This window comes from Sphingobium sp. OAS761 (assembly GCF_024168485.1).
Taxonomy (GTDB): domain Bacteria; phylum Pseudomonadota; class Alphaproteobacteria; order Sphingomonadales; family Sphingomonadaceae; genus Sphingobium.
Window position 1 is genome coordinate 58,960 of record NZ_JALJVY010000013.1, and the last position, 25,189, is coordinate 84,148.

The 25,189-nt window shown below is 64.3% G+C and carries 27 protein-coding genes; 7 read left to right on the forward strand and 20 right to left on the reverse strand.

Annotation, left to right across the window (positions count from 1 at the left end):
* The 20 genes from J3E64_RS16965 to J3E64_RS17060 are packed head-to-tail and all read right to left on the reverse strand — an operon-like array spanning position 1 to position 18,512.
* Entirely contained in the window at positions 1–1,560 is a 1,560-nt protein-coding gene (locus J3E64_RS16965; RefSeq protein WP_253344225.1) for a FadD3 family acyl-CoA ligase, read from the reverse strand.
* 9 nt (positions 1,561–1,569) lie between these two features.
* Complete coding sequence (locus J3E64_RS16970; RefSeq protein ID WP_253344226.1) at positions 1,570–2,745, reverse strand: acyl-CoA dehydrogenase family protein; 1,176 nt, start codon at positions 2,743–2,745, stop codon at positions 1,570–1,572.
* A gap of 3 nt (positions 2,746–2,748) precedes the next feature.
* The gene (locus J3E64_RS16975) at positions 2,749–3,951 is read right to left on the reverse strand and encodes an acetyl-CoA C-acyltransferase (protein ID WP_253344227.1); all 1,203 of its coding nucleotides are present in this window, start codon (positions 3,949–3,951) and stop codon (positions 2,749–2,751) included.
* A gap of 11 nt (positions 3,952–3,962) precedes the next feature.
* Entirely contained in the window at positions 3,963–4,337 is a 375-nt protein-coding gene (locus J3E64_RS16980; protein WP_253344228.1) for a nuclear transport factor 2 family protein, read from the reverse strand.
* 5 nt (positions 4,338–4,342) lie between these two features.
* Complete coding sequence (locus J3E64_RS16985; RefSeq protein ID WP_253344229.1) at positions 4,343–4,804, reverse strand: MaoC family dehydratase; 462 nt, start codon at positions 4,802–4,804, stop codon at positions 4,343–4,345.
* Position 4,805: 1 nt separating this feature from the next.
* Positions 4,806–5,600 (reverse strand): SDR family oxidoreductase, encoded by a 795-nt coding sequence (locus J3E64_RS16990; protein WP_253344230.1) that lies wholly within the window; start codon positions 5,598–5,600, stop codon positions 4,806–4,808.
* Positions 5,597–6,649, reverse strand: coding sequence for an NADP-dependent oxidoreductase (locus J3E64_RS16995; protein ID WP_253344231.1), 1,053 nt, complete (start codon positions 6,647–6,649; stop codon positions 5,597–5,599). Before J3E64_RS16995 ends, J3E64_RS16990 begins: the two co-directional genes overlap by 4 nt.
* A complete protein-coding gene (locus tag J3E64_RS17000) occupies positions 6,646–7,734 on the reverse strand; it encodes an acyl-CoA dehydrogenase family protein (protein WP_253344232.1) in 1,089 nt (362 codons plus the stop codon). The genes J3E64_RS16995 and J3E64_RS17000 overlap by 4 nt, the downstream gene beginning before the upstream one ends.
* 4 nt (positions 7,735–7,738) lie before the next feature.
* On the reverse strand, positions 7,739–8,644 hold the full coding sequence (locus J3E64_RS17005; protein ID WP_253344233.1) for an SDR family oxidoreductase: 906 nt from the start codon (positions 8,642–8,644) through the stop codon (positions 7,739–7,741).
* A 24-nt stretch (positions 8,645–8,668) separates the two neighbouring features.
* Positions 8,669–9,112, reverse strand: coding sequence for a nuclear transport factor 2 family protein (locus tag J3E64_RS17010; RefSeq protein ID WP_253344234.1), 444 nt, complete (start codon positions 9,110–9,112; stop codon positions 8,669–8,671).
* Positions 9,109–9,759, reverse strand: coding sequence for a gamma carbonic anhydrase family protein (locus tag J3E64_RS17015; RefSeq protein WP_253344235.1), 651 nt, complete (start codon positions 9,757–9,759; stop codon positions 9,109–9,111). Before J3E64_RS17015 ends, J3E64_RS17010 begins: the two co-directional genes overlap by 4 nt.
* A gap of 17 nt (positions 9,760–9,776) precedes the next feature.
* Positions 9,777–10,931: an acetyl-CoA C-acetyltransferase gene (locus tag J3E64_RS17020; RefSeq protein WP_253344236.1), complete on the reverse strand. Its 1,155-nt coding sequence runs from the start codon at positions 10,929–10,931 to the stop codon at positions 9,777–9,779.
* Complete coding sequence (locus tag J3E64_RS17025; RefSeq protein WP_253344237.1) at positions 10,924–11,955, reverse strand: acyl-CoA dehydrogenase family protein; 1,032 nt, start codon at positions 11,953–11,955, stop codon at positions 10,924–10,926. Before J3E64_RS17025 ends, J3E64_RS17020 begins: the two co-directional genes overlap by 8 nt.
* A 14-nt stretch (positions 11,956–11,969) precedes the next feature.
* Positions 11,970–13,124 (reverse strand): acyl-CoA dehydrogenase, encoded by a 1,155-nt coding sequence (locus J3E64_RS17030; protein WP_253344238.1) that lies wholly within the window; start codon positions 13,122–13,124, stop codon positions 11,970–11,972.
* Complete coding sequence (locus J3E64_RS17035; RefSeq protein WP_253344239.1) at positions 13,124–13,873, reverse strand: enoyl-CoA hydratase family protein; 750 nt, start codon at positions 13,871–13,873, stop codon at positions 13,124–13,126. Before J3E64_RS17035 ends, J3E64_RS17030 begins: the two co-directional genes overlap by 1 nt.
* An 11-nt stretch (positions 13,874–13,884) precedes the next feature.
* Positions 13,885–14,973, reverse strand: a complete 1,089-nt coding sequence (locus tag J3E64_RS17040; protein ID WP_253344240.1) for a nitronate monooxygenase family protein — start codon at positions 14,971–14,973, stop codon at positions 13,885–13,887.
* A complete protein-coding gene (locus J3E64_RS17045; RefSeq protein WP_253344241.1) occupies positions 14,973–15,875 on the reverse strand; it encodes an enoyl-CoA hydratase in 903 nt (300 codons plus the stop codon). Before J3E64_RS17045 ends, J3E64_RS17040 begins: the two co-directional genes overlap by 1 nt.
* A gap of 1 nt (position 15,876) precedes the next feature.
* A complete protein-coding gene (locus J3E64_RS17050) occupies positions 15,877–16,674 on the reverse strand; it encodes a CoA-transferase subunit beta (protein WP_253344242.1) in 798 nt (265 codons plus the stop codon).
* A 15-nt stretch (positions 16,675–16,689) separates the two neighbouring features.
* On the reverse strand, positions 16,690–17,589 hold the full coding sequence (locus J3E64_RS17055; RefSeq protein WP_253344243.1) for a CoA transferase subunit A: 900 nt from the start codon (positions 17,587–17,589) through the stop codon (positions 16,690–16,692).
* Positions 17,590–17,597: 8 nt separating this feature from the next.
* Positions 17,598–18,512 (reverse strand): VOC family protein, encoded by a 915-nt coding sequence (locus tag J3E64_RS17060; RefSeq protein WP_253344244.1) that lies wholly within the window; start codon positions 18,510–18,512, stop codon positions 17,598–17,600.
* Between the two features lie 272 nt (positions 18,513–18,784).
* Between J3E64_RS17060 and J3E64_RS17065 the strand changes: the two genes are divergently transcribed.
* The 7 genes from J3E64_RS17065 (at position 18,785) to J3E64_RS17095 (ending at position 25,164) form a co-directional block, all read left to right on the forward strand.
* A complete protein-coding gene (locus tag J3E64_RS17065; protein ID WP_253344245.1) occupies positions 18,785–20,005 on the forward strand; it encodes an acyl-CoA dehydrogenase family protein in 1,221 nt (406 codons plus the stop codon).
* Between the two features lie 190 nt (positions 20,006–20,195).
* The gene (locus J3E64_RS17070) at positions 20,196–20,696 is read left to right on the forward strand and encodes a flavin reductase family protein (RefSeq protein WP_253344246.1); all 501 of its coding nucleotides are present in this window, start codon (positions 20,196–20,198) and stop codon (positions 20,694–20,696) included.
* Between the two features lie 5 nt (positions 20,697–20,701).
* Positions 20,702–21,487: a fumarylacetoacetate hydrolase family protein gene (locus tag J3E64_RS17075; protein WP_253344302.1), complete on the forward strand. Its 786-nt coding sequence runs from the start codon at positions 20,702–20,704 to the stop codon at positions 21,485–21,487.
* A 10-nt stretch (positions 21,488–21,497) separates the two neighbouring features.
* A complete protein-coding gene (locus J3E64_RS17080; RefSeq protein WP_253344247.1) occupies positions 21,498–22,445 on the forward strand; it encodes an acetaldehyde dehydrogenase (acetylating) in 948 nt (315 codons plus the stop codon).
* Entirely contained in the window at positions 22,442–23,500 is a 1,059-nt protein-coding gene (gene dmpG / locus J3E64_RS17085) for a 4-hydroxy-2-oxovalerate aldolase (protein WP_253344248.1), read from the forward strand. Before J3E64_RS17080 ends, dmpG begins: the two co-directional genes overlap by 4 nt.
* Positions 23,501–23,510: 10 nt before the next feature.
* A complete protein-coding gene (locus tag J3E64_RS17090) occupies positions 23,511–24,314 on the forward strand; it encodes a sugar phosphate isomerase/epimerase (protein ID WP_253344249.1) in 804 nt (267 codons plus the stop codon).
* Positions 24,315–24,345: 31 nt separating this feature from the next.
* Positions 24,346–25,164, forward strand: a complete 819-nt coding sequence (locus J3E64_RS17095) for an SDR family NAD(P)-dependent oxidoreductase (protein ID WP_253344250.1) — start codon at positions 24,346–24,348, stop codon at positions 25,162–25,164.
* Positions 25,165–25,189 lie beyond the last annotated feature (25 nt).

Sequence of the window (25,189 nt, forward strand, 5' to 3'; positions counted from 1 at the left end):
TTATTCCTTGTCGATTTCCCGCAGCGCCGTACGCAGCACCTTGCCGCCGGCGTTGCGGGGCAGAGCATCCACGAACGCCACTTTTCGCGGCGTCTTGTAATTGGCCATATGCTCGCGCGCCCAGCCGATGATGCCGCGCTCGTCCGCCTCGGCGCCGGGACGCAGCACGACGAAGGCCTTGCCGATCTCGCCCATGCGCTCGTCCGGAATGCCGATCACCGCCGCCGTTTCGATCGCCGGATGCGCCGCGAGCAGCTTTTCGATCTCGGCCGGATAGCAATTGAAGCCTCCCGAGATGTACATGTCCTTCTTGCGATCGGTGATCTTGAGGTAGCCGCGCGCGTCGATCGTGCCGATGTCGCCGGTATGCAGCCAGCCGTCCGGATCGATCGCTTCGGCCGTCGCCGTCGCATCATCCAGATAGCCCTTCATGACGGAATGACCCCGGACCCAGAACTCGCCCGCTTCGCCGATGGGGACGTCCTTCCCGTCATCATCGACGCAACGTATCTCCATGCCCGGCATCGGATAGCCGCAGGTATGCGCCACCGTCTCTGCATCATCCCCCTGGCACGTCATCGAAATGACGCCGCATTCGGTCATGCCATAGCCGTTGACGATGTTGGACATGCCCAGTTCCGTGCGCATGCGGTCGACCAGTGATGGCGCGACCGGGGCGGCACCGGTCACGGCCACGCGAAGGGATGAAAAGTCGCGCGGCTTGTCGCCGGCCAGCTCCTGCAACAGTGTCAGGTAGATTGTCGGCGGTCCCGGCAGGAAGCTGATGCGGTTCTGTTCGATCTGGCGCACCATTTCCGCGCCGTCGAACATTGCCATGGGCACGATGGTGGCCCCGCGCGTCAGGCAGTTCACCCATCCGGCCTTGTAGCCGAATGTGTGGAAGAAGGGATTGACGATCAGATATTTGTCGCCCTCGCGCAGGTCTACCCGCACTGCCCAGTCGCCGAAGGTCTGGACTACCTGCCGGTGGGTGGCGATCGCCCCCTTTGGGCGGCCGGTCGTTCCGGAGGTGAAGATGATATCGCTGATGTCGTCGCCAGACAGGCGGTCGAAGGCGGCATCGACGGCCGGATCGTCCGGCCCCTTGCCCCGCGCGAGAAAGGCCGCGAAACCGGTATCGGTATAGATTACTTCCTGCATGTCGGGCAGGTCTTCGGCGGAAAGCAGGGTCTTGTAATCGGTGTCCAGGAAATTCTGCGGCGCGAACACCAGCTTCGCGTGGCTGCGGCGTATGATGTCGGCCGCTTCCTGCCCCTTGAACCTGGTATTGAGCGGAACGATAGCGGCCCCCACGATGTGCGCGCCCAGAGCAGCGATGACCCACGCGCGGCAATTGGGTGCCCAGATGGCAACCCTGTCGCCATGGCCGATACCCATGCCCAGCAGTGCCGATGCGGACAGCCGCGCATCGGCCCAGATCTTCGCGAACGTCCAATGCCGGTCGCCCTCGATCAGTCCGACCGCATAAGGCCATTTTTCGGCGGCTGCCTTTGCGGAGGCCGGTATCGTCTCCGGCCATGTGCCCATTTGATCGGTCATTCGCCCGCCCTATTTGCCCCGCGGCTCGCGCGGCATGCCCAGCCCGCGTTCGGAGATGATGTTGCGCTGAATCTGGTCGGTCCCGGCATAGATGGTGTCGGACCGGCTCATCAGATACATGTTGGGCAGGCCGTCGAACCGTTCCTCACTGGCGCCGATCTCGCCTTCCTGTCCCAGCACGTCCATTGCGAGTTCGCCCAAGTCACGGTGCCATTGCGACCAGTAAAGCTTGTAAGTATAGGCCGCTCCCGACAGGTCGGCGCCGCCTTCCCCGTCTGACAACATGCGCAGGCCGTTGTAGCGCATGATCTTCAGGCCCGCGTGGGCTTGCGCGATCTTCTGGCGGATAATGGGGTCGTTCGCCTTGCCGTTGCGGCGGGCAATTGCGATCACCTCGTCCAGTTCGTTGCGGAAATGCATCTGCTGAGCCAGCGTCGAAACGCCGCGCTCGAACCCCAGCAGCGCCATCGCCACGCGCCATCCGTCGCCCTCGTTGCCGATGCGATCAATGGCGAGCGCCTCCGCGCCGTCGAAGAAAACCTCAGCGAATTCCGCCTCGCCCGTCATCTGGCGGATCGGGCGGGCGTCGACGCCCGGCTGGTCCATCGGCACCATCAGAAAGGACAGGCCCTTTCCGCCGACGCTGCCCGGCTCGGTCCGCGCGACGACGAAGCACCAGTCGGCGATCGTGCCCATCGACGTCCAGATCTTCTGCCCGTCGATGATGTATCGATCGCCTTCCAGCCGCGCCTTGGTCTTGACGTTGGCCAGATCGCTGCCCGCGCCGGGCTCCGAATAGCCCTGACACCAGATCGCCTTGCCGCCCGCGATGTCCGGCAGGAAGCGTTGCTTCTGGTCGTCATTGCCCATCGCGATCAGCGTCGGCCCCATCAACTCGACGCCCAGATGGCCAGCACGCGGCGGCCCCTTGGCCCGGGCATATTCCTCCGCGAAGATGATCTGCTGCGCGATGGATGCGTTGCGCCCGCCCCATTGTTCCGGCCAGCCGATAACGCTCCAGCGCGCCGCGCCCAGCGCGGCTTCCCATGCCCGGCGTTCCTCTACATTGTCGACCTGGTTGGTCTGGCTGCGGATCGCCTTGAAGGGGCCGTTGAGCTGGCTGTTCAGCCAGTCGGCGGCCTCTTCACGAAAGGCTTTCAGTTCAGGGGCGAAAGCGAGCTGCATGGGTCAGGCGACCTCGAACAGGCCGGCCGCGCCCATGCCGCCCGCGACGCACATCGATACGACGACATATTTGACGCCGCGGCGCTTGCCCTCGATCAGCGCGTGGCCGACCAGGCGGCTGCCGGTCATGCCGAACGGATGGCCGATGGCGATGCCGCCGCCGTTGACGTTGAGTTTTTCCGGATCGATGCCCAGTTCGCGTTGGCAGTAGATAGCCTGACTGGCGAACGCCTCGTTGATTTCGAACAGGCCGATATCGTCCATCGTCAGCCCGGCGCGCTTCAACAGCTTGGGAATGGCGAAGACCGGGCCGATGCCCATCTCCTCCGCCTTGCAGCCGGCGACCTGGAAGCCGCGATAGACGCCCAGGATGGGCAGGCCTTCCTTCTGCGCGGTGGCCAGGTCCATGACGACCTGCGCCGATGCGCCGTCCGACAGCTGGCTGGCGTTGCCCGCGGTGACATGCTTGCCTTCCTTGATGACGAGGCCATCCTTGAACACGGGCTTCAACGCGGAAAGCTTTTCAAAGGTCGTGTCGCCGCGCACGCCTTCGTCGCGGTCGAGCGTCACTTCCTCCTTGCCGCTTTCGGTCCCGTCCTTTTCGAACAGCGCCTTGGTGACGGTGATCGGCACGATCTCGTCGGCGAACTTGCCCGACGCCTGCGCCGCGCCGGCGCGCTGCTGGCTGAGCGCGGAAAAGCGGTCCTGGTCCTCGCGGCTGACGCCATAGCGTTCGGCTACGATCTCGGCCGTTTCGATCATCACCATATAGGCGTGAGGATCGGCCGCCTTGATGAATTCCGACCGGTTGCGGAAGGCGGGGGCATGCTTGTTGATGGTGAGCGAAATGCTTTCCATGCCGCCGGCGACCGCGACGTCGATCTCGTCGGCGATGATGCCGCGCGCTGCGAGGGCGATCGCGTTCAGGCCCGAGGAGCATTTGCGGTCGAGCGTGAATCCGCCGGTCGTGTCGGGCAGGACGGAACCGTGCACGGTCAGCCGGCCCAGATTGTAGCTCTGCGTGTTCCAGTGATTGCCGACGCCCAGATAGACATCGTCGACGCGCGCCGGATCGATCCCGGCGCGTTCGATGGCGGCGTTGACGACATGGCTGGACAGGACCGGCGCTTCGGTATCGTTGAACGCGCCGCGATAGGCTTTGCCGACGCCCGTCCGGGCGGTGGAGATGATGGCTGCTTCACGCATGGGTAATTCCTTCAAAAACCGGTCATGTTGGAGGGCCCCCAAAAGGCCCGCATTTCGGTTACTTCATTGGCTTCGTTGAAGCGGAACGTGTCGATCACATCGATGCGCTTGGCGCCGCCGTCAAAGTTGAGGTGAACCGCGAAGGGGAACACCGCATAATCGCCAGCGATGCGTACAGGCCCTTCCAGGGTCAGCTTCGCGCCCGTCTTCATGCTTTCGGCATAGAAGGCGCGAACCGCCTCCCGTCCGTGATGGATCGGCGCGCCGATCGGGTCTTCCACCGTTGCATCTTCGGCATATAGGGCGGCGACCTGGTCGGCGCTACCGGCCTCGAACGCGGCGACATAGGCGTGGACGGCGGCTTCCATCTTTTCTGGGTTGGGCATCGCTTCTACTCCGGGAAATAACGGGTGATGGCGTCGACCACGAGCGCCGGCTTGTCTGCACCCTCGATCTCGACGGTGATGCGGATGACGCACTGGATGGTGTCGCCCTTGGCCTCCTCGACCGACTGGATGACGCCGGTGCCGCGGATGCGCGATCCGACCGTCACCGGCATCAGGAAGCGGGTGCGGTCCATGCCGACATTGAGGCCGCTCTTGAACCCGCGCACCTCGATCATCTGCGGCATGAACAGGTTGGTGAGGCTGAGCGTCAGATAGCCGTGCGCGATGGTCGCACCGAACGGGCCGTCCTTCGCCTTGACCGGGTCCACATGAATCCACTGATGGTCGCCGGTGCAGTCGGCGAAGGCGTCGATGCGCGCCTGTTCGATCGTCAGCCACTCGCTGGGATGGAGCGGGGTGCCCTCCTGGCCCAGCAGGTCGCGCGGATGTTCGAAAATCAGCGGCATGTCAGGCCCTCTGGCTCGACACGGCGACGATCTCGCCCGTCATGTAAGAGGAAAGGTCGCTTGCCAGGAACATCATGACATTGGCGATTTCCCAGACCTCCGCCGGGCGCTTGAACGCTTCCTTCTCGACCAGCTTGTCGAGCGCTTCCTGCGTCGTCACCTTGGCGAGGAAGGGGTGCATCGCGAGAGACGGGGAGACCGCGTTGATCCGCACGCCATGTTCGGCCGCCTCTATCGCGGCGCAGCGGGTGAAGGCCATGACCCCCGCCTTGGCGGCGGCATAATGGGCCTGCCCCTTCTGCGCGCGCCAGCCAAGGACCGAGGCGTTGTTGACCATGACGCCCGCCTTGGCCGCATACATGGGCGGCAGGAAGGCGCGGGTCATGCGGAACAGGCTGGTCAGCGTCACGTCGAACACGCGGTTCCACTGGTCGTCGGTCATGTCGACGATGTCGGCCTCGCCGCCTAGGCCGGCGTTGTTGATGAGGACGTCGACCTGGCCGAGCGCCGCGATCGCCGCGTCGCGCAGGCCCTGCACCGCCTCCTCGCTGGTCACGTCGCACACGAACAGGCCGGGGCGTTCGCAGCCGACTTCGTCGGCGATCCGGTCAGCAGCTTCGTTCAGGCGGCGCTCGTGAAAATCGCTGATGAAGACCCTGGCGCCTTCCTCGGCCGCGCGCCGCGCGGCGGAAAAGCCGATGCCAGTGCCGGCCGCGGCGGTGATCACCACCGTCTTGCCCGTCAGCAGGCCGCGCGGCGTGGGATAGGGCGGAACGGGGGAGGTCGGGGTTATCATGCGAAGTCCTTCACTGTTGCCGGGGCGTTCGCGGCCCCTTCTTGATCTTCCTGCACGGTCAGCACGATCTTGCCACGGACATGACCGTCGCGGACACGGCCCATGGCCTTGGCGGCATCGGCCAGCGGCATGATTTCCACGGGCGGCACCTGCATCTTGCCGCTGGCTACCGCGTCGACCAGCGCGGCAAGGTGGGCACCGAGCCTGGGAAAGCTCGCCGACGCACGGATGGCGCGGATGCCCTTTGCGTCGAAGGCGTCGCTTCCCGGCGTCGTCTCATCCGGCAACATCGTCTCTATCGCGACATAACGACCGCCGGGACGGATCAGCGCTGCGGGATCGCCCAGGCTGCCCTGGCCCACCGTGTCGAGCAGCAGGTCGACGCCGCCGGGCGCCCAGTCCGCGACACGGGCGGCCACATCCTCGTTGCGATAGTCGATCGGACGAGCGACACCCAGAATGTTCAACAAATCCTGATTGGCGGGACCGGCCGTCGCGGCCACCTGCGCGCCCGCATTCCGGGCGATCTGGATGGCCCATATGCCGGTTCCGCCCGATCCGCCGTTGATCAGCACCTGCTCGCCAGCCTTCAGGCCACCCTGATCCAGCGCTTCGCGCGGGGAAATGCCCGCCACGGGGATGGTCGCCGCCGCCGTGAAGGACAGGGCGTCTGGCAGGCAAGCCGCAAGCCCTGCCGGGCAGATTGCATATTCGCTCCATGTACCGCCGCGCCCCAGTGGCAGTCCGGACATGAAGGCGACCCGGTCACCGATCTTCAGTTGCGTGACATCCTCGCCCAGGGATACGACGGTGCCGGTGCCGTCGAACCCAGGCACCAGCGGCAGCCAGCTTACGGGCAGGAAGGGCAGAAAGCCCGCGCAGGCTTTCCAGTCGGCCGGATTGACGCCGACCGCCGCTACCTTCACCAACACTTCGCCTGCCTGTGCCACGGGTACCGGCAGTTCGCGCAGGCGGATGGAGCCCGGACCGGCAAAGCCGTCGAGCGCCATCGCCTGCATGGTGGCGGGAAGGGCGGCCTGAACGGTCATGCGGCCACTGCATCTCCGCCCAGGATCAACGCGGCCAGCATTTCGCGATGCGAGTCCGGCGTGCCCAGCCAGCTGCTCGTCGCCCGCGCGCGTTTGAAATAGAGATGGGCATGATGTTCCCAGGTAAAGCCGATGCCGCCGTGCAACTGGATCGCGTCGCCGGTAAGCGAACGGTAGGCATCCGACACATAGGCGCGCGCCACGTGGCAGGCTTCGGCCAGTTCGGAGCCATTCTCATCGATCGCCGCGGCAGCGTAGTAGGCGGCGGAACGCGATGCCTCGACCAGCAGCATCATGTCCGCCACCATGTGCTTGTAGGCTTGAAACGACCCGATCAGCCGACCGAACTGCACGCGCTGCCCGGCATAATCGACCGTGGCATCCAGGCTGAACTGCATCCCGCCGGTCTGTTCCGCAGCCAGCAGTCCGGCGCCGATGGTCAGAATTCGCTCGATCGCCCCCTTCGCGCCGCCCGGAGCACCCAGCAGCATGTCGGGCGTGACCGCGCAATCGAAGGTCAGGGTGGCGAAGCGTCGGGTGCGATCCAGGCTCGGCAGCGCCTCGATCGTCAGGCCGGGCGTGTCTGCTTCCAGCACGATCAGGCTGTCGTCGGCGCTGGCAACGATGATGATGTCGGCCACATGGGCGAATGTGGCGAAATCGGCGATGCCTGTCAGCCGGCCATCCTTTAGCACCGGACGCGCCGCCGTACCGGCAAAGCTCGCTTTCGTGCCCGAAGCGAGGCGAGGCAGCAGTGCCGATTTCTGGTCGTCGTTCCCGGCGGCCAGCACCGCCTGCACCGTCAGCACGGCGGTCTCGAAGAAAGGCACGGGGGCCAGACACCGGCCCGTCTCTTCCAGCACGAGCGCCATTTCGACCGCGCCCAGCCCCAGACCGCCGAAATCCTCCGGCACCATCAGGCCGGTGAAGCCCATCTCACCCGCCAGGCTTTGCCACAGCGCCTCGTCAAAGCCGGTCGGGCCTTCCACCGCGGCGCGGATGACGTCGGGATTGGCCGCGTCGGTCAGGAAGTCGCGTGCGGCTTCCTGGATGGCGCGCTGGTCGTCGGTCAGGGCGAAGTTCATGGTGTCACTGCGCTCCGTAAACGGGCTTGGCGGGCTCGCGGTCGGTCAGCAGCTTGCGAACGATGGCGTCCATCTCGGCCGCTTCGAGCCGCGCGCCCTTGTCATAGGCGGGGCTGTCGGTCCATCCCTGCGACAGGAACACCTGACCGCCCTTCAGTTCGAATATCTGCCCGGTAACGCCCTTCGACTGTTCCGACACCAGATAGGCGACCAGCGGCGCCATATTCTCCGGCGCGAACAGGTCGAATTCGCCTTCCTTCGCGTCCATGTCGAACGCGCCGGTATTGGTCATGCGGGTGCGCGCGTTGGGTGCCAGCGCGTTGGCGGTGACGCCCAGACGTCCCAGTTCCGCAGCCTGCACCAGCGTCAGCCCGGCGATCCCGGCCTTCGCCGTGGAATAGGCGGACTGCCCGACCGATCCCTGGAGGCCCGCGCCGCTGGTCGTGTTGATGATGCGCGCGTCGACCGGGTTGCCCGCCTTGCTCTGCGCCCGCCAATATTCGGCGGCGTGGCGGCTGGTGCAGAAATGGCCGCGCAGATGGACGCGGATGACGGCGTCCCATTCTTCCGGGCTGCAGGTGAAGAACATGCGGTCGCGCACGAAGCCGGCGTTGTTGACCACCGCATGCAGCGCGCCGAAGCTGTCCAGCGCCTGTTCGACCATGCGCTTGCCCGCGTCCCAGTCGGCGACGTCGTCGGTGTTGGCGACAGCCTCCCCGCCCATCGCCCTGATCTCGTCCACCACCTTTTCGGCCGCGCCCTTGGTCTCGCCCGCCTCGCCATGGGTTCCTACGCCCAGATCGTTGACCACGACCTTGGCGCCTTCGGCAGTCAGACCCAGCGCATAGGCTTTGCCCAGGCCATTGCCGGCCCCGGTCACGATCGCAACACGTCCTTCGCAGATACCCACTATGCTCACTCCTTCAAAAGCCTGTCACGCGGCGACCGGGATCAGCAGATGCTGGCTGAGGTCGCCTACCAGATCGAGCATCGAATAATCGCGCTCTGAAAAATGCCATTGCCCGTCCGCGCGGACGAAGGCGTCATGGTAACGGCCCGCGCAGATCGCCTGCAAAGGCAGGTCGTCGGTCTGCTGCAACACCGTGTAATAGGACCGGCATGTTGCCGTCCCCGCCGCTTCGTCCACCTCGACGATCGGGTTGGTGATGACATGTTTGGTGCGCGGCGTGCCGTCGGGAAAAATGCGCACATGCGCGCGCCACAGCGCCAGCATCGGCGCCGATCCCTCGACCACCTCGCCCCCGCCGGTTTTGATCCGGGCGCGTTCGAACAACGCGGCGACCGCTTCCAGATCGCCCGCGTCCATCAGTTCGGCATAGCGATAAAGCAGGTTGGTGATCGCGGTTGCAGCGCTCATGATTTTGCCTCCGCCTGCGTGGTCTTCGCCTCGCGCGCGGCTGCGGTGTCGCCGCTCAGCCGCACCGCGATCGCTTCCGAAGCGACGCGCTGCGCCTGCCGACCGGCGTCGGCTGCGGCAAGCGGTGCCGCCTGGATCAAATCGGTCAGCGCGGCGCGGGCCAGCTTCTGATATTCGCCCTCGCCATTGTTGCGCCACGTCACCTGATGCGGCTCGAACGTCTTGACCACCTTGGCCGGATTGCCGACGACCAGACTGCGCGGCGGCGTTTCCATGTCCGACTTGACCAGACAGAGCGCGGCGACCAGATTTTCCGGTCCGATCACCGCATTGTCCAGAATGACGGCGTTCATGCCGATGAGCGCATTTTCGCCGATTTCGCAGCCATGGATGATCGATCCGTGGGCGATGGTCGCGCCGCGCCGGATGATCGTGTCGCGCAACTGGTTCGCATGGACCGACACATTATCCTGTATCGAGCTGTCGCCTTCCACCACGATCCGCCCGAAATCGCCGCGCAGCGACGCACCCGGCGCGATAAAGCATCCCGGCCCGACGATCACATCGCCGATCAGCGACGCCAGTGGATGGACGTAGCTGGTCGGATCGACGACGGGAACGATCCCCTGATAGGCGTAGCAGGGCATGGCCGGGCCTTCCTCGCTTACAGCCGCTCGATGATGGTAACGTTGGCCTGGCCGCCGCCTTCACACATCGTCTGGAGACCGTAGCGGCCGCCGGTGCGCTCCAGCGCATTGAGCAGCGTCGTCATGATGCGCGCGCCGGTGGCGCCGATGGGATGGCCGAGCGCGACGGCGCCGCCCTGCACATTGACCTTCTCATGCGGCACGCCCAGTTCCTTCATCCACGCCATCGGGATGGAAGCGAACGCTTCATTGCATTCGAACAGGTCGATGTCGTCGACGCTCATGCCTGCCTTGGCCAGCGCATGTTGCGTCGCCGGGATCGGCCCGGTCAGCATCCACACCGGATTGGCCGCCCGCACCGAGATATGGTGGATGCGCGCGCGCGGCTTCAGCCCATATTCCCTGACTGCGCGCTCGCCCGCGATCAGCAGCGCGGCGGCACCGTCGCAATTCTGGCTGGCGACCGCCGCCGTCACCTTGCCGCCCTCACGCACGGGGTTCAGGCTGGCCATCCCTTCCAGCGTACTGTTGGGACGGATCGTCTCGTCCTTCGCCAGCCCCTCGAAAGCCACAACTTCCTTGTCGAACCAGCCATTGTCCCAGGCGGCCTGCGCACGCAGATGGCTGGTGAGCGAGAATTGCTCCATCGCCTCGCGGCTGATGCCCCACTTGTCCGCGATCATTTCGGCTGAGCGGATCTGGTCGACCTCTTCGTCGCCATAGCGCGCGTCCCAGCCCTTCGAGCCGCGGAACGGCCCGTCGTTGAAACCGAATTGCGGGCCGACGATCATGGCGGAGGAGATGGGGATCTGGTTCATCGCCTGGCTGCCGCCGGCGACGACGATATCCTGCGTGCCGCTCATCACCGCCTGCGCCGCGAAATGCACCGACTGCTGGCTCGACCCGCACTGGCGATCGATGGTGACGCCCGGCACATGCTCTGGCAGGCCGGCAACCAGCCATGCGGTGCGGCCGATGTCGCCCGCCTGTCCGCCCAGCGTATCGTTGCAACCCCAGATGACGTCATCGACCAGATTGGCGTCGACGCCCGTGCGGCGGATCAGTTCGGCAATGGGAAAAGCGGCCAGATCGGCCGGGTGAACATGGGCCAGGCTGCCCTTCTTGCGGCCGATGGGCGCGCGGACGGCGTCGATGATATAGGCTTCAGGCATTCTGGGCTTCCCGTGCAAAGGTCTGGTCCGGCCCCATGGGCTGGGTGAAGATGCGCGCGGCGATGCGCGCGCGATGATAAGCGGGGGTTCCCCATGCCTGTGTCAGCGCAAGGGTCCGCTTCAGGAACAGATGGACATCCACTTCCCAGCTATAGCCCATGGCGCCATGCACCTGGATGGAGGCGCGGGCCGCCTTGTCCGCGGCTTCCAGAGCGATCAGCTTGGCGTGGCTGACGCGGGCGCGGGCCTGAACGTCGCGGGCGCCGATCTCGGCAGCAGCCGCCGCGACGACGGGCTTGGCGAATTCGATCGCGACCTGCGCGGAGGCAAGGTGATGCTTCACCGCCTGATAGCTGCCGATCGGCTTGCCGAACTGTTGCCGTTCCTTGGCATAGTCAACCGCCATGTCGACCGCGCGCTGCGCCAGGCCCAGTCCCATGGCGGCGTTGAAGACGCAGGCGCGATCCAGTGCAAGATCCCAGTCCGCCTTGCCGAGCGGCGCAGCATTCTCCGGGCTCCACTCCACCTTGAACAGGCGGCGGAAGGGATCGATGCTGGGCTGGGCTGTCAGCGTCACCTGATCGGGCGTGGCCAGATAGGCTTCGCCATCCTTTTCCAGCAGGATCGCCGCCGCGCTGTCGGCATTGGCGACGAAGGGATTGAGCGGGTGGGCGATGGCAATGGTTGCTGCCGGATCGCCCAGCAGGTCATGGCCTGGCGCCAGTGCGGCCAGCATCGGCATCGCCACGCCCGCGCTTTCCACCAGCGGTTCGGGCAGCGCGACATAGCCCGCTTCCTGCGCGATCAGCGCGAAGTCGGTTTCCGAAAGCCCGATGCCGCCTGCGTCTTCCGGCAGCAGAACCAGCGTCAGGCCGGTTTCCACGATGGAAGCCCAGCGCGCATCGTCCCGCACGACGCCCTGTTCCATCATCTTGCGCCAGTGATCGGGCGTGCAGCTGTCGGAAAACAGCGTCCGCGCCGTTTCCGCGAACATCATCTGTTCGTCGTTGAGGGTGAAGTCCATGTCCGTTCCTCCCCTTAACGCGGCAGGCCGAGCATGCGCTCGGCAATGATGTTGCGCTGAATCTCGTTCGACCCGGCATAGATGGGGCCCGCGAGCGCGAAGATATAATCGTCGATCCAGTCGACCGGGCAGGCGTCGGGCGCCTCGTGGGTCAGTTCCGCCGTGGGGCCGAGGATCGAAAGCGCCGTCTGCGTCAGGTGGATGTCCAGTTCCGACCAGAAGATCTTGTTGGTGCTCGCTTCCGGCCCGATTTTCGCGCCCGCGATCAGGCGCGAGGCCGTCTGGTAGATGTTGAGCGCATAGGCGTCCGCATTCATGTGCGCGCGCACCACATCGGCTTCCAGCGAAGGATCGGCGCTTTCCTTGTGCGCTTCCCAGAGTTCGGCGAGCTTCCTCGCGGCCACCTGATAGCGGGCAGGAGAGCGCAACATCAGCCCTCGCTCGAACCCGGCCGTCGCCATGCAGATATGCCAGCCCTGACCTTCATCGCCCAGCCGGTTGAACGCGGGCACGCGGACATTTTCCAGGAAGATTTCGGCAAAGCCGACATGGCCGTTGATCTTCTTGATCGGGTTCACCGTCACGCCCGGCGCGTCCAGCGGGAAGAATATGAGGGAGAGGCCCTTGTGCCGCTCCGTCCCCGGCGTGCGGAACAGGCCGAACGCCCAGTCGGCGAACACGGCGCGGCTCGACCAGATCTTGTGGCCGTTCAGCACATATTCGTCGCCCTCCAGAACGCAGGTCGACCGCACGCCCGCCAGATCGCTGCCCGCCATCGGCTCGGACCAGGCCTGGGCCCAGATTTCCTCGCCGCTCGCCATTTTGGGCAGGAAGCGCTGCTTCTGTTCATGCGTGCCGAATTCGATCAACGTCGGACCCAGCAGGAAGATGCCGTTCTGATTGACGCGCCCCGGCGCGCCCGCACGGTAATATTCCTCCTCGAAGATCAGCCACTGGATCAGGTCAAGCCCGCGCCCGCCATATTCCTTGGGCCAGGTGACCATGCCCCAGTCTCCGGACTTGAGCGTCTTTTCCCATGCACGATGCGCTTCGAACCCTTCGCGGGTCGCGTCGAAATGCTCCAGCGGCTCGCCGGGGACATGGGCTTCCAGCCATGCGCGCACTTCGGCGCGGAATGCCTGCTGCTCGGGAGTATAAGTCAGGTCCATCAGAACTTCGCCGTGCCCTTTCCTTCGGCAAAGGCGTCGCGCGCCTTCTGGCTGTCTTCATGCATATACATTTCCAGGGTGAAGCCCTGTTCGATGCGATAATGGTCGGACGGGTCGGTCGGCTCGATCAGGTTCAGCGCCTGCTTGGCGATGACCAGCGCGGCGCGGCTCTTCGACGCGATCACCTCGCAGAAGGCGTAGGCTTCTTCCTTCAGCTTTTCGAGCGGCACCACCTTGTGGATCGAACCGTGGCGATGCGCATCCTCGACCGAGATACGTCCGCCGGTGAAGAAATTGGCGCGCACCATCTGCACGGGCAGCATCCGGCTCATGAAGGCGGCGCCGCCCATGGCGCCACGATCGATCTCCGGCAGCGAGAAATAGGCGCCCTCCGCCGCGATCAGGCAGTCGCATGCGCCCGCGATATTGACGCCGCCACCGATCACGAAGCCGTGCAGCGCGCCGACAACCGGGATCTCGCAATCGCGGATCGCCTTGAAGGTCAGGTAATTATCCTTGTTCAGCTTCGCGATGCGTTCGGGATGGGCGGCCATCTCCTTGATGTCGACACCGCCGCAGAAGCCGCGCCCTTCCGCACGGATCAGGATGCAGCGCACGTCGGGATTGCGCGATGCCTCCCAAACCAAAGCGGGAATGGATTCCCATCCCGCCGTGTCGAAAGCATTGACCGGCGGATGATCGAACAGGATTTCGGCGATCTTGTCCTTGATGGTGAGCGTAATCGGCATGTTTTCTCTCCTCAGGCGACCGGGGCCGGTTCTTTGCCCAGCGCAGCCAGCGCGCTCAGCCGTTCGTGCGCTTCCGCCACAATGCGATCGACCAGTTCCTGACAGGTCGGGATCTCCCCGATCCGCCCGCCGACGACGCCCGTCGCCATCACGCCATGTTCGATGTCGCCGTCGACCACGGCCTTCTGGATCAGCATCGGCATGGTCGCGGCCATCATCGCCTGCTTCAGCGGCATCGCGCCATGCGCGGTCATGCCGCGCGCGGATTTCACGAAATCCATCCAGCTTGCGCCGGTCTGCTTCTTCATCGCTGCGCCCGCTTCGATCGCGCGCAGCCACATGCCCAGCTTCCCTGATTTCTCGATCTTGTCCATCAGCCGCGTGCGCACCATCCGCTGCGGGATGCCGTCCAGCTTGGTGGTGACGACGATGCGGTCGGTGCTGGCTTTCAGATATTCCGCCTTGGCACTGTCGGGCACCGGGCTTTCCTTCGTCAGCAGAAAGCGCGTCCCCATGGCGATGCCGACCGCGCCATAAGCGAGCGCGGCGGCCAGACCCCGGCCGTCGGCCATGCCGCCACTGGCGATCACCGGCACCTGTACCGCGTCTAGCACCTGCGGCAGCAGCACTGTGGTCGGCACCGATCCGGTATGGCCGCCGCCTTCGCCGCCCTGTACATTGACCATATCGACGCCCAGTTCGACCATCTTCTGCGCATGCTTGACCGCGCCGACGGTCGGCACGCACAGGATGCCCGCATCCTTGAAGCGGCCGATCATCTTGGCGTTCGGACCGCGTCCGAAGCTGACGGCGCGAACCTGCTCCCTGTTCTCCAGAATCAGTTCGACAATCTGGTCGGCGCCCGGCTGGAAACTGTGGAAATTGACGCCGAAGGGCTTGTCCGTGCCCTTACGGACCAGCAGGATTTTTTCGCGCGCCTCGTCGGGCGTCATGACCGCTGCGCCCAGAAAACCGAAGGCCCCCGCATTGCTGGAACCAATGACCAGCGAGGGTTCGGCCACCCAGCCCATCGCCGTCTGGATGATCGGCCAGCGACAACCCAGCCGCTCGACCATGATCGTGTGCAGCGGTTCGCCCATTATTCGCTCGCCTGCTTCTTGTTGGCTTCGGCCATCTTCTTGGCGTCGAGGCCCGCGATGGAGCTGCCCTGCGTCAGGTCGTTCTGCGCATGGGCGAAATGGTGCATATGATATTGCGCATCCATCGCGTTGCGCTTGCCCATCAGCTCCTCGACATGGTTGATCGCCTGCTTGGTCAGCCAGTTGCCCAGACGCGGCTGCGCCACCAGCTTGGCCGCCATCGCAGCGACTGTCTCGCGCAGCGCCTCGCGCGACACGACCTTGTTCACCATGCCGAACTGTTCGGCGCGCTGCGCGCTCATCCGCTCGCCCAGCAGCAGGAATTCCTTGGCAACACGCGGCGGCAGTTCATAGGCGTGGGCGAAATATTCGACGCCCGGAATGCCCATGCGATTGACCGGGTCCTGGAAAAAGGCGTCGTCGGTCGCGACGATCAGGTCGCACACCCATGCCAGCATCAGCCCGCCGGCGACGCAGGCGCCCTGGACCATGGCGATGGTCGGCTTGGGGGTGTCGCGCCAGCGTCGGCACATGCCGACATATTGCTCCTTCTCGCGGGTGTAGAGCAGCTCCGCGGCGGGCTTGTTGACATGGCCGGGAACCATCAGCCGGTTCTCGAAATGCTTGTGCACGTCGCGGCCGGGCGTGCCGATGTCATGCCCGGCCGAGAAATGCTTGCCGTTGCCGCCCAGCACGATGCAGCGGACGTCGTCGTCGTTCGTCGCCTTGATGAAGGCGTCGTCGAGCGCGTAGGTCATCTGGCCGTTCTGGGCGTTGTTGAAGCCCGGACGGTTCAGCATGATCCATGCGACATTGTCGATCACCTCATAGGTGACCGGCTCGTCGGTCTCGTAGACGATGTCGACCTTTTGCGGTTCGACCAGGCGATCGGCTTCGTTCATGTCAGGCTGCCTTCCTGTCGCCGGCCGGATTGTCCTTGAACACGGTGGCCCGCACATTGTTGGGGTCGAGCTTTGCGATGATCTCCAGCTGCTCGGCGGTCGGGGCGGGCGTTGTCGGGATATCGTCTGCGATCTTCGCCAGCGGGAAGCCGGTATTGTCCTGCACTTCATCGAATGTGACGCCCGGATGCAGCGACACGACGCGGATCTGATGGTCCGGCCCGCCGAAATCCATGACGCACAAATTGGTGACGATGATGCGCAGGTCGAGACCCTTGGGCGGCTGGCCGTTCAGGTAGCGGGCCGGGTTGTAACCCGCCATGCAGACGAAATCGACCTCCCCCTCGATGAAGGCCCGCTTGTTATGGTTGGGGAAGAAGAAACTGTTGGGATGGCTGATCGAATTGCCGGGGAAGCCGCGCGCGCCCAGCATCGCGATCTTGGGCTTCTTGTGGTCGCCGATGGAACTGATGTTCGCCTGGCCATAACGGTCGATCTGCACCGGGCCGACCAGAGCATGACGCTTGCCGCTCCACAGCGCGGAAAAGACCCGGTCATAATTGGCGATACCCTCGAACTCCGGTTCGGCGGTGCGCTTGCCGGGGCCGACGGGTTCGGTTGTGTACCAGCATTCGCCATCTGTGGTCTGGATCGCCGGTGCGAAGGTCAGCTTGGCGAGTCCCGCGCCGATACGGGGCAGGGGGCCGATGCCGGTCGCCATCACCTCGCCATTATCGCGCCACGCCTCTGCACAGGCGACGATGACCAGTTCGGCGAGCGAATAGGAAATGTCTGTCATGGTTGCGGTTCTCGCTCAGTAAATGGGGACGGGCAGGGCGGCGACAGCTTCGGCGCCGCCGATTGCGGCCTGATATTCGGCCTCCGGTACATCGACATATTTCGCCTTATATTCGGCCCAGGCTTCGGGCGAAGCGGCGCTGTCGACATAGGTTTTGATGTGCTTGAGATCGAGCTGATAGTCCGGGTCGGCGCTGCTGGGATGGGCGCCAAGCGGCGCTTCGGCGACGCCGGTGATCATCGCCCGCTCGACCAGATTGTAGCGGCTGTTATGCTTCATATCCAACTCTGCGGTCGGCACGATCTTCTCGACGGTGGCGAAGCTCCTGGTCGCAGCGCGGACCAGCAATTCGTCGAACAGCGCATCCTTGCTCTGCGTTAGCAGATTACCCTTCTCGTCGGATCGATGGGCGTGGATCAGCGCGACGTCGGGAACCAGCGCGGGCATGGCGACCAGTTGTTCGCCATCGCCATAGGGGCTGGTCACGAATTTGAAGTCGAAGCCGCTCTGCGTGATGATGTCGGTGCCGATGCCGACGCGAGTCGGCAGGAAGGGCAGCTTCATGGCCCCGGCGCGCAAGCCCCAGTGATACAGGCCCTCGTCCAGTTCCAGCACCTCGAACGCGCCGGCCTGGCGTGCGTTGCGGAAATGCGGTTCCAGCGGGAAATGATCGAGACTGGCGAAGGCAAAGACGAGCTTGCGGATCTTGCCCGTCGCCGCGAGCATCCCGATGTCCATGCCGCCATAGCCGGCCATCAGCGTCAGATCCTTCAGGCCGGACCGGGCGATCGCGCGGATCAGCGCCATCGGCTTGCGGCGGGTGGCCCAGCCGCCAACACCGATCGTCATCCCGTCGGAAAGTTGGTCGACGATGTCGTCGATCGTCATGCGCTTGTCGAGCATAGTGTCATTCATCCTTTGCGTCAGTCTTGCTCGTGGGCCCATTTATGGCCCCAGTCGCTTACGGCCAAGCTGGTCGTCGGCACCCAGGTCGCGGGGTCGATTACCAATCCGTTCCAGCCATATTCAATGTCGAACCCGCCCGGTGTCTGCATGTAGAAGGATGTCATCTTGTCATTGACATGCCGACCCAGCGTGGCCGAAAGGGGAATTTTCCCCTTGCTCCGCAGTACTCGGTCATACGCGCGCCCGACATCCTCCAGCGCGCCGACCTCGACCATCATATGCACCGCGCCATTGGGGCTTTCGGGCATCTGTCCCAGCGCCAGGCTGTGATGTCGGCTGTTGCAATGCAGGAATGCGAAGCCTACGCCCGGATCGTCGGGCCCGCCGCCCATAAGGTAGAAGCGGCCGAGGTCGGTGTCGCCGAACCCCAGCACATCCTTGTAGAACCGGTGGGTCTCGTCGAAATTGGGCGCGGTCAGCACGACATGTCCCAGGCCCATGTCGCCATTGTCGCCCGTGACGAAACGGCTGACCGCGGCGGGCGATACGAAGGGCGCATAATCGACGAACCGCCCGTAGAAGAGTTCCATGGCGTTGCCCGCCGGGTCGGACGAGCGTGCCAGTTCATAAACCTTCCGTGCGCGTGCCTCCATGATGTCGGCGCGTTCGACGGGGCGGCCCGCCGTTTCCAGCGCAGCAAGCGCCGATTCGAAATCTTCGCGAGTCGCAAACTCCCAGCCCGGCGCCACGAAGCGATTCTGTTCGCCCTGCTGCACCCACAGGCGGAAAGGGCGGTCGTCCATGCGAAAAAGCGCTACATCCTCCCGGTCCGAATCCGCGGGCATCAGCCCGGCAATGTCGCAGGCGAAGTCACGCCAAGCAGACAGGTCCTTCGCCTCTATGATCACATAGCCCAAGGATTTTACCGCCATTCCTGCTGCCTCGCCCTCATTGTCTTTGCCTCAACGAAGCCACCACCTGTTCGCTCGGTCAACCGCCAATAGGACTACGCGAATACAAAGACTGCGAGTATGTCCTTTCGGGCGGTCGGCCCGGTCGGCAATGGCAATTCGTTCGCAAATCGCCTATAAGCATCGTGCAAAATGCGCAAGCCCCGTTTGTCTTGACGTTTTGCGTAACGAAGAATTATATGTGCTACGCATATGGCAAGTTTCGCCAAACGCGGCCCGATATGGAGATGATGATGACCGGCGCTGTAGCTACCAAGTCGATCGGAATTGCGGAGGAGGCTATCCCCTCGCCCGAAACGCTCATCGAGCGTGCCCGCGCCATGATCCCCGTTTTGCGGGAACGCGCACGCGCCTGCACATTGGCGCACAATGTTCCGGACGAAACCGTGTCGGAAATGAAGGCGGCGGGGTTTTTCCGCGTTCTCCAGCCGAAACGCTGGGGCGGGTATGAAATGCACCCGAATGTCTTTTTCGAAGTTCAGAAGGCCTTGGCGGAAGGCTGCATGTCGACCGGCTGGATTTACGGCGTGCTCGGTTGCCATCCCTATGAGCTTGCCCTGTTCCATGACGAGGCGCAGCGCGAAGTCTGGGCAGACAATCCGGACATGCTGGTGTCGTCGACCTATCAGCCGGTGGGCAAGGTGGAAAAGGCCGAGGGCGGCTTTTATCTGTCGGGCCGCTGGGGGTTTTCGTCGGGGTCGACCCATTGCGGCTGGGTGTTGCTGGGCGCGATCAATTTCGACACGGACGGCGGCCCGCCCGATATGCGCACCTTCCTGCTGCCGCGATCCGATTATCAGGTGATCGAGGGCACGTGGGATACGTTCGGCCTTCAGGGTACGGGCAGTTTCGATATCGTCGTGGATCGCGTGTTCGTGCCCGACTATCGCACGCACAGGGCGATCGACGGTTTCCACTGCGCCAATCCGGGGCAGAAGGAAAATGACGGCCCGCTCTATCGCCTGCCCTGGGCGCAGGTGTTCATGCGTTCCGTGTCGACGGCGGCGTTCGGGGGCATCCGTGCCGCGACGCAGGCCGCGCTCGACATCATGGCGAGCCGCGTATCGACCAATACCGGCAAGGCGGCGAAGGCCGATCCGGTGCTGCATGCGGCGATCGCCCGTGCCATCGCCGAGACCAGCGAGATGGAAATGACGCATCGCGCGACATTCGATGAACTCATGGAATATGCCGAACGCGGCGAGGATATCCCCATGGCCCGCCGTGGCATGTTCGCCTACCAGTCCGCCAGCGTGGTGCGCCGGATGGCGGACCTTGCCGACGACATGATGAAATTGATGGGTGGCCGCGCGATCTACATGTCGAGCGCGATCATCCAGCCCTGGCTGGACCTGAATGCGGCCCGTGCGCATGTTGCCAACGATCCGGCGAACCGCACCAGCGACCTGATCGGCACGATGCAGGGCGAAGCGCCGTCCTTCACCTTCCTTTGATCTGGCGAGCGGGCCGGGCGCGCCTTATCGGGCGTGCCTGGCCCGCGTCGCAATGAAGGGTCGATTATCTTGACATCATGCGCGATGATGAGGCCATGGTGGCTGTCATTCACGTGGACAATTATATGGGGCATCGGGTGCAAATGGACCGGACATCGAAGCAGAACTCACGGCGGGCCGGGTCAGCCGCATGACCGACGCGTCTCTCCAGCCGGTTCCGGTCGACGATGTGGTCGTTGGCCTGAAGGGTGCGATGCGGCGCCTGGCATCCGGCGTCGCGATCATCGCGGCGCTGGGCGATGACGCGCCGGTAGGCATGGCGGCGACGTCTATCACGTCGCTGACCATGGACCCGCCGGCCATATTGGTGTGCGTCAACCGTTCGGCGAGCATTCACGCGCATCTGTCGGCGGGATGCCCGATCAGCATCAATCTGCTTTCGCGTCATCAGCGGGAAGTGTCTGCGGCTTTCGGCGGTGCGGTCGCGCGCGAACTGCGGTTCGGCGTCGGCAGCTGGTCCCGCGATCATCATGACTTGCCGATCCTGGAGGAGGCGCAGGCCAATCTGTCCTGCACCATCGACAGTCTCATTCCCTACGGCACGCACAGCATCGTCATCGCCCGTGTGGAGGCTGTCCGGATCGGCGAGGCGGTCGACCCTCTCATCTTCCAGGATGGAGCCTATTTGTGAACGATATGGTTGATCAATCCCTGAACGAAGCGCTTGCCGAAGAACTCTATCTTGCCCTGCGCGAGGGACGGACGGTAACGCCGCTCATGGCGCGTCATCCGCACCTGACCATCGACGACGCCTATGCGATCTCGCTCGGCGCTCTGGAACGGCGCAAGAGCGATGGCGAACGGGTTATCGGCAAGAAGATCGGCGTGACGTCGAAGGCCGTGCAGGACATGCTGGGCGTGCATCAGCCCGATTTCGGCTTCCTCACCGATCGCATGTTCGTGGAAGGCGCCATCGACGTGGCGGCCAACGGACTGATCCAGCCGCGTGCCGAAGCAGAGATCGGCTTCATCCTGAAGGACCGCCTCAAAGGGCCGGGCGTGACCGCCGATCAGGTGATCGCCGCGACCGAATCGATCGTCCCCTGCTTCGAAATCGTCGACAGCCGGATTCAGGACTGGAAGATCGGCATCGTCGACACCGTAGCCGACAACGCGTCCTGCGGCGTCTATGTGCTGGGTGAGGCGCGTGTCGATCCGCGCGCGCACGACCTGCCGAACCTGCATGTCACCGTCACCAAAAATGGCGAGCCGCTGTCCGAAGGCTATGGCCATGCGGTCCAGGGGTCGCCCGCCGAGGCTGTGGCCTGGCTCGCCAACACGCTGGGCGCCTATGGCGTCGTGCTGGAAGCGGGCGACGTGATCCTGTCGGGCAGCCTGGTGCCGCTCGAACCGGCAAAGGCCGGCGATGTTTTTGAAATGCAGTTGCATGGCGTGGGCGCCTGCACCGCGCGCTTCGTGTAAGGAGTAAATGATGGCTGACAAGGTCAAGGCGGCAATCATCGGATCGGGCAATATCGGCACCGACCTGATGATGAAGATGGTCAAATATCCGCAGAATATGGAACTGGCCGTCGTGGTCGGCATCGACGAGGCGTCGGAAGGGCTGGCCATGGCCCGCGAACGCGGCGTGGCGACCACGCATGAAGGGCTGGAAGGCCTGATGAAGATGGATGTCTACCCCGAGATCGGCATCGTCTTCGACGCGACGTCCGCCTACGCGCACAAGGTGCATGACGAAGCGCTGCGCAAGGACGGCAAGCAGGTGGTCGACCTGACCCCCGCCGCGATCGGCCCGTTCACCGTGCCCCCGGTCAACATGGAGGAAAATCTCGCTGCCGGTAACGTCAACATGGTGACGTGCGGCGGCCAGGCGACGATCCCCATGGTCGCTGCCGTCAGCCAGGTAGCCAAGGTCCATTATGCCGAAATCGTCGCCTCCGTCTCGTCGCGTTCCGCCGGGCCGGGCACGCGCGCCAATATCGACGAATTCACCCGCACCACGGCCAACGCGATCGAAAAGGTCGGCGGAGCCGACAAGGGCAAGGCGATCATCATCCTCAATCCCGCCGAGCCGCCGATGATCATGCGCGATACGGTCTTCACCCTGTCAGAAGGCGCCGACGAAGACGCCATCCGCGCTTCTGTGGAAGCGATGGTGAAGAAGGTCCAGGCCTATGTTCCGGGCTATCGCCTGAAGCAGGAAGTGCAGTTCGAACGCTTCGGCGACAACAACAAGTTGAAGATTCCCGGACGCGGCGAGTTCACCGGCATCAAGACGATGGTCCTGCTCGAAGTCGAAGGGGCGGGCGATTATCTGCCCAGCTATTCGGGCAATCTGGACATCATGACCGCCGCCGCCAAGGCGACCGGCGAATTGTTGGCAAAGAAGATTCTCGAAGGAAAGAAGGTGGCAGCATGAGCGCCCAGAACACCGTGGGATTCAACGTCGAGGCGGGTGACAAGCTCTACATTCAGGACGTGACGCTGCGCGACGGTATGCACGCTGTCCGCCACATGTATGGGGTCGATCATGTCGCCGCCATCGCCAAGGCGCTGGATGACGCGGGCGTCGATGCGATCGAGGTCGCCCATGGCGATGGCCTGTCGGGTGCCAGCTTCAACTACGGCTTTGGCGCGCACACCGACTGGGAATGGCTGGAGGCGGTGGCTGCGGTGCTCACCAAGTCCGTGCTGACCACGCTGATTTTGCCGGGCGTCGGCACGGTGGAGGAATTGCGCCGCGCCTATGACATCGGCGTGCGCTCGGTTCGCGTCGCGACGCACTGCACCGAGGCGGATGTTTCCAAGCAGCATATCGGCATCGCCCGTGACCTGGGCATGGACGTGTCGGGCTTCCTGATGATGAGCCATATGATCGAGCCGGAAAAGCTGGCCGAGCAGGCCTTGCTGATGGAAAGCTATGGCGCGCAGTGCGTCTATGTGACCGACAGCGGCGGCGCGCTCGACATGGATGGCGTGAAGGCGCGACTGGAAGCCTATGACCGCGTTCTCAAGCCCGAGACGCAGCGCGGCATCCATGCACACCACAATCTCTCGCTCGGCGTCGCCAACTCGATCGTCGCGGCCCAGTGCGGCGCGGTGCGCATCGACGCCAGTCTGACCGGCATGGGTGCGGGCGCGGGCAACGCGCCGCTCGAAGTGTTCATCGCCGCCGCCGAGCGCAAGGGCTGGAACCACGGCTGCGACGTCAATGCGCTGATGGACGCGGCGGAGGATCTGGTGCGTCCGTTGCAGGACCGCCCGGTGCGCGTCGACCGCGAAACGCTCGCGCTCGGCTATGCCGGCGTCTATTCTTCATTTCTCCGCCATGCTGAAAAGGCGGCTGAAACCTACGGGATTGATACCCGTGCGATCCTGGTAGAACTGGGCCGGCGCAAGATGGTGGGCGGTCAGGAGGACATGATCGTCGACGTCGCGCTTGACATGGTGAAGGAGCGCGAGGCAGCAGCCTGACGATAAAGTCATGCAGCTGTCCCTCGATCATATCACCGTAACCGATGTTACCCCCGCGCGGCTGGCGGAAATCGCTGCCGCGACGGGGTGTAGCGGTATCTGCCCATTCCTCCATTCGATGGAGGTGCTGCCGGCGATGCCGGTGTATGATCTGGTCCGCGATGCGGTGGCCCGTCGCGAAACGAAGGCGGCGCTTTCGGCCAACGGGGTTACCGTCGACCTCTTCTATCCCTTCACCGTGGCGGGACGTACTGTCGTCGCTGATTTTGCGCCAGTTCTGGAAACGGGCGCGGAACTCGGCGGCTCGCTGGCCAATGTTCTCTGTTATGACCGCGATCCGGTGCGGCGCACCGAGAAGCTGATCGAGCTTGCCGATCTGGCGGCGTCCTTCGGCGTCAGGCTGGCCATCGAATTCTATCCGCCCGCCCAAGTCCGAACGCTCGCGGAAACATTGGCGGAGATCGAACGGACGGGCCGCGCGGATATCGGCGTGACGCTCGATCTGCTGCACGTGATGCGCGGCGGCGAGACGGAGGCGAGCATGGCCCTGCTTGGCGATCCGCGGGTCTGGATCGGCCAGGTCTCTGACGGACCGGCATCCGTGCCCGTCGAGATGATCGACCATGAAGCAGGCATCCAGCGCCTGCTGCCGGGCCAGGGCGTGTTCGATATCGCCGGCTTTGCCCATGCGCTGGCGCCCGGTGTCCCGATCAGCGTGGAAGTGCCCCAGCAATCCGCGATCGATGCCGGCCTGTCGCCGCTGGATCGCGCGCGGGCGGCCGTGGACGCGATGTGCGCCTGCCTTGGGGAATGAAGAAATAAAATCATTGCAGGAGAGATAGGCCATGGCTGGAAGGTTGAACGGCAAGGTCGCGATAGTCACGGGTGCAGGGCGCGACGGTAATATCGGGGTCGCGATCTGCGAAGCCTTTTTGCGCGAAGGCGCAAAGGCGGTGATCGGAACCGATTTCCGTCAGGAAGAGGCGGCGGAGATCTCCGCGCGCATGGCCAGACTGGGCGTTGGCGGCGCCTTCGAACTGGTTGAGCAGGATGTCACCAGCCAAGCCGACTGGGCCCGGGTCGCCGACCATGCCACGTCCGCGCATGGCGGCATCGACGTGCTGGTCAACAATGCCGGCATCGCCATCCACAGCGGGATCGAACATTCGTCGCTCGATGATCTGCGCAAGGTGATGGCGGTCAATCACGACGCGCTGTTCATGGGCATGAAAGCCTGCCTGCCCGCGCTCAAGGACAGCGTGAACCGCTTCCCCGGCGGCGGATCGATCATCAACAATCTCTCCATGGCCTCCTACATGCCGAGCGGGATCAATATCGGCTATCACACATCGAAGGCGGCTGGGCGGATGCTGACCCTGTGCGCGGCGGTCGAATTCGGGCCGATGAAGATCCGGGTCAACAGCGTACATCCCGGCCTCACCATGACGCCGCTGATCCGCGAAGGGCTCGCCGATTATGTGAAGCTCGGCCGCTATGAGACGGTCGAGGCCGCGGAAGCCAGCATCGCCGGGCTGGGCGCGCTCGGCGTGTCGAGCCAGCCCGAAGACACTGCCCACGCCTTCGTTTACCTGGCGTCGGATGAGGCGCGGTTCGTGACCGGCGCGTCCATCTATCATGACGGCGCGATCGGCCAGCGTTACTGACGACGCCTGCCCGCCAGTTATCGAA

Excerpts from the sequence above, each read along its gene's own strand:
- J3E64_RS16965 (WP_253344225.1), bottom strand. The coding sequence starts at position 1,560 with ATGACCGATCAAATGGGCACATGGCCGGAGACGATACCGGCCTCCGCA.
- J3E64_RS16970 (WP_253344226.1), bottom strand. The coding sequence starts at position 2,745 with ATGCAGCTCGCTTTCGCCCCTGAACTGAAAGCCTTTCGTGAAGAGGCC.
- J3E64_RS16975 (WP_253344227.1), bottom strand. The coding sequence starts at position 3,951 with ATGCGTGAAGCAGCCATCATCTCCACCGCCCGGACGGGCGTCGGCAAA.
- J3E64_RS16980 (WP_253344228.1), bottom strand. The coding sequence starts at position 4,337 with ATGCCCAACCCAGAAAAGATGGAAGCCGCCGTCCACGCCTATGTCGCC.
- J3E64_RS16985 (WP_253344229.1), bottom strand. The coding sequence starts at position 4,804 with ATGCCGCTGATTTTCGAACATCCGCGCGACCTGCTGGGCCAGGAGGGC.
- J3E64_RS16990 (WP_253344230.1), bottom strand. The coding sequence starts at position 5,600 with ATGATAACCCCGACCTCCCCCGTTCCGCCCTATCCCACGCCGCGCGGC.
- J3E64_RS16995 (WP_253344231.1), bottom strand. The coding sequence starts at position 6,649 with ATGACCGTTCAGGCCGCCCTTCCCGCCACCATGCAGGCGATGGCGCTC.
- J3E64_RS17000 (WP_253344232.1), bottom strand. The coding sequence starts at position 7,734 with ATGAACTTCGCCCTGACCGACGACCAGCGCGCCATCCAGGAAGCCGCA.
- J3E64_RS17010 (WP_253344234.1), bottom strand. The coding sequence starts at position 9,112 with ATGAGCGCTGCAACCGCGATCACCAACCTGCTTTATCGCTATGCCGAA.
- J3E64_RS17015 (WP_253344235.1), bottom strand. The coding sequence starts at position 9,759 with ATGCCCTGCTACGCCTATCAGGGGATCGTTCCCGTCGTCGATCCGACC.
- J3E64_RS17020 (WP_253344236.1), bottom strand. The coding sequence starts at position 10,931 with ATGCCTGAAGCCTATATCATCGACGCCGTCCGCGCGCCCATCGGCCGC.
- J3E64_RS17025 (WP_253344237.1), bottom strand. The coding sequence starts at position 11,955 with ATGGACTTCACCCTCAACGACGAACAGATGATGTTCGCGGAAACGGCG.
- J3E64_RS17030 (WP_253344238.1), bottom strand. The coding sequence starts at position 13,124 with ATGGACCTGACTTATACTCCCGAGCAGCAGGCATTCCGCGCCGAAGTG.
- J3E64_RS17035 (WP_253344239.1), bottom strand. The coding sequence starts at position 13,873 with ATGCCGATTACGCTCACCATCAAGGACAAGATCGCCGAAATCCTGTTC.
- J3E64_RS17040 (WP_253344240.1), bottom strand. The coding sequence starts at position 14,973 with ATGGGCGAACCGCTGCACACGATCATGGTCGAGCGGCTGGGTTGTCGC.
- J3E64_RS17045 (WP_253344241.1), bottom strand. The coding sequence starts at position 15,875 with ATGAACGAAGCCGATCGCCTGGTCGAACCGCAAAAGGTCGACATCGTC.
- J3E64_RS17050 (WP_253344242.1), bottom strand. The coding sequence starts at position 16,674 with ATGACAGACATTTCCTATTCGCTCGCCGAACTGGTCATCGTCGCCTGT.
- J3E64_RS17055 (WP_253344243.1), bottom strand. The coding sequence starts at position 17,589 with ATGAATGACACTATGCTCGACAAGCGCATGACGATCGACGACATCGTC.
- J3E64_RS17060 (WP_253344244.1), bottom strand. The coding sequence starts at position 18,512 with ATGGCGGTAAAATCCTTGGGCTATGTGATCATAGAGGCGAAGGACCTG.
- J3E64_RS17065 (WP_253344245.1), top strand. The coding sequence starts at position 18,785 with ATGACCGGCGCTGTAGCTACCAAGTCGATCGGAATTGCGGAGGAGGCT.
- J3E64_RS17070 (WP_253344246.1), top strand. The coding sequence starts at position 20,196 with ATGACCGACGCGTCTCTCCAGCCGGTTCCGGTCGACGATGTGGTCGTT.
- J3E64_RS17075 (WP_253344302.1), top strand. The coding sequence starts at position 20,702 with ATGGTTGATCAATCCCTGAACGAAGCGCTTGCCGAAGAACTCTATCTT.
- J3E64_RS17080 (WP_253344247.1), top strand. The coding sequence starts at position 21,498 with ATGGCTGACAAGGTCAAGGCGGCAATCATCGGATCGGGCAATATCGGC.
- dmpG (WP_253344248.1), top strand. The coding sequence starts at position 22,442 with ATGAGCGCCCAGAACACCGTGGGATTCAACGTCGAGGCGGGTGACAAG.
- J3E64_RS17090 (WP_253344249.1), top strand. The coding sequence starts at position 23,511 with ATGCAGCTGTCCCTCGATCATATCACCGTAACCGATGTTACCCCCGCG.
- J3E64_RS17095 (WP_253344250.1), top strand. The coding sequence starts at position 24,346 with ATGGCTGGAAGGTTGAACGGCAAGGTCGCGATAGTCACGGGTGCAGGG.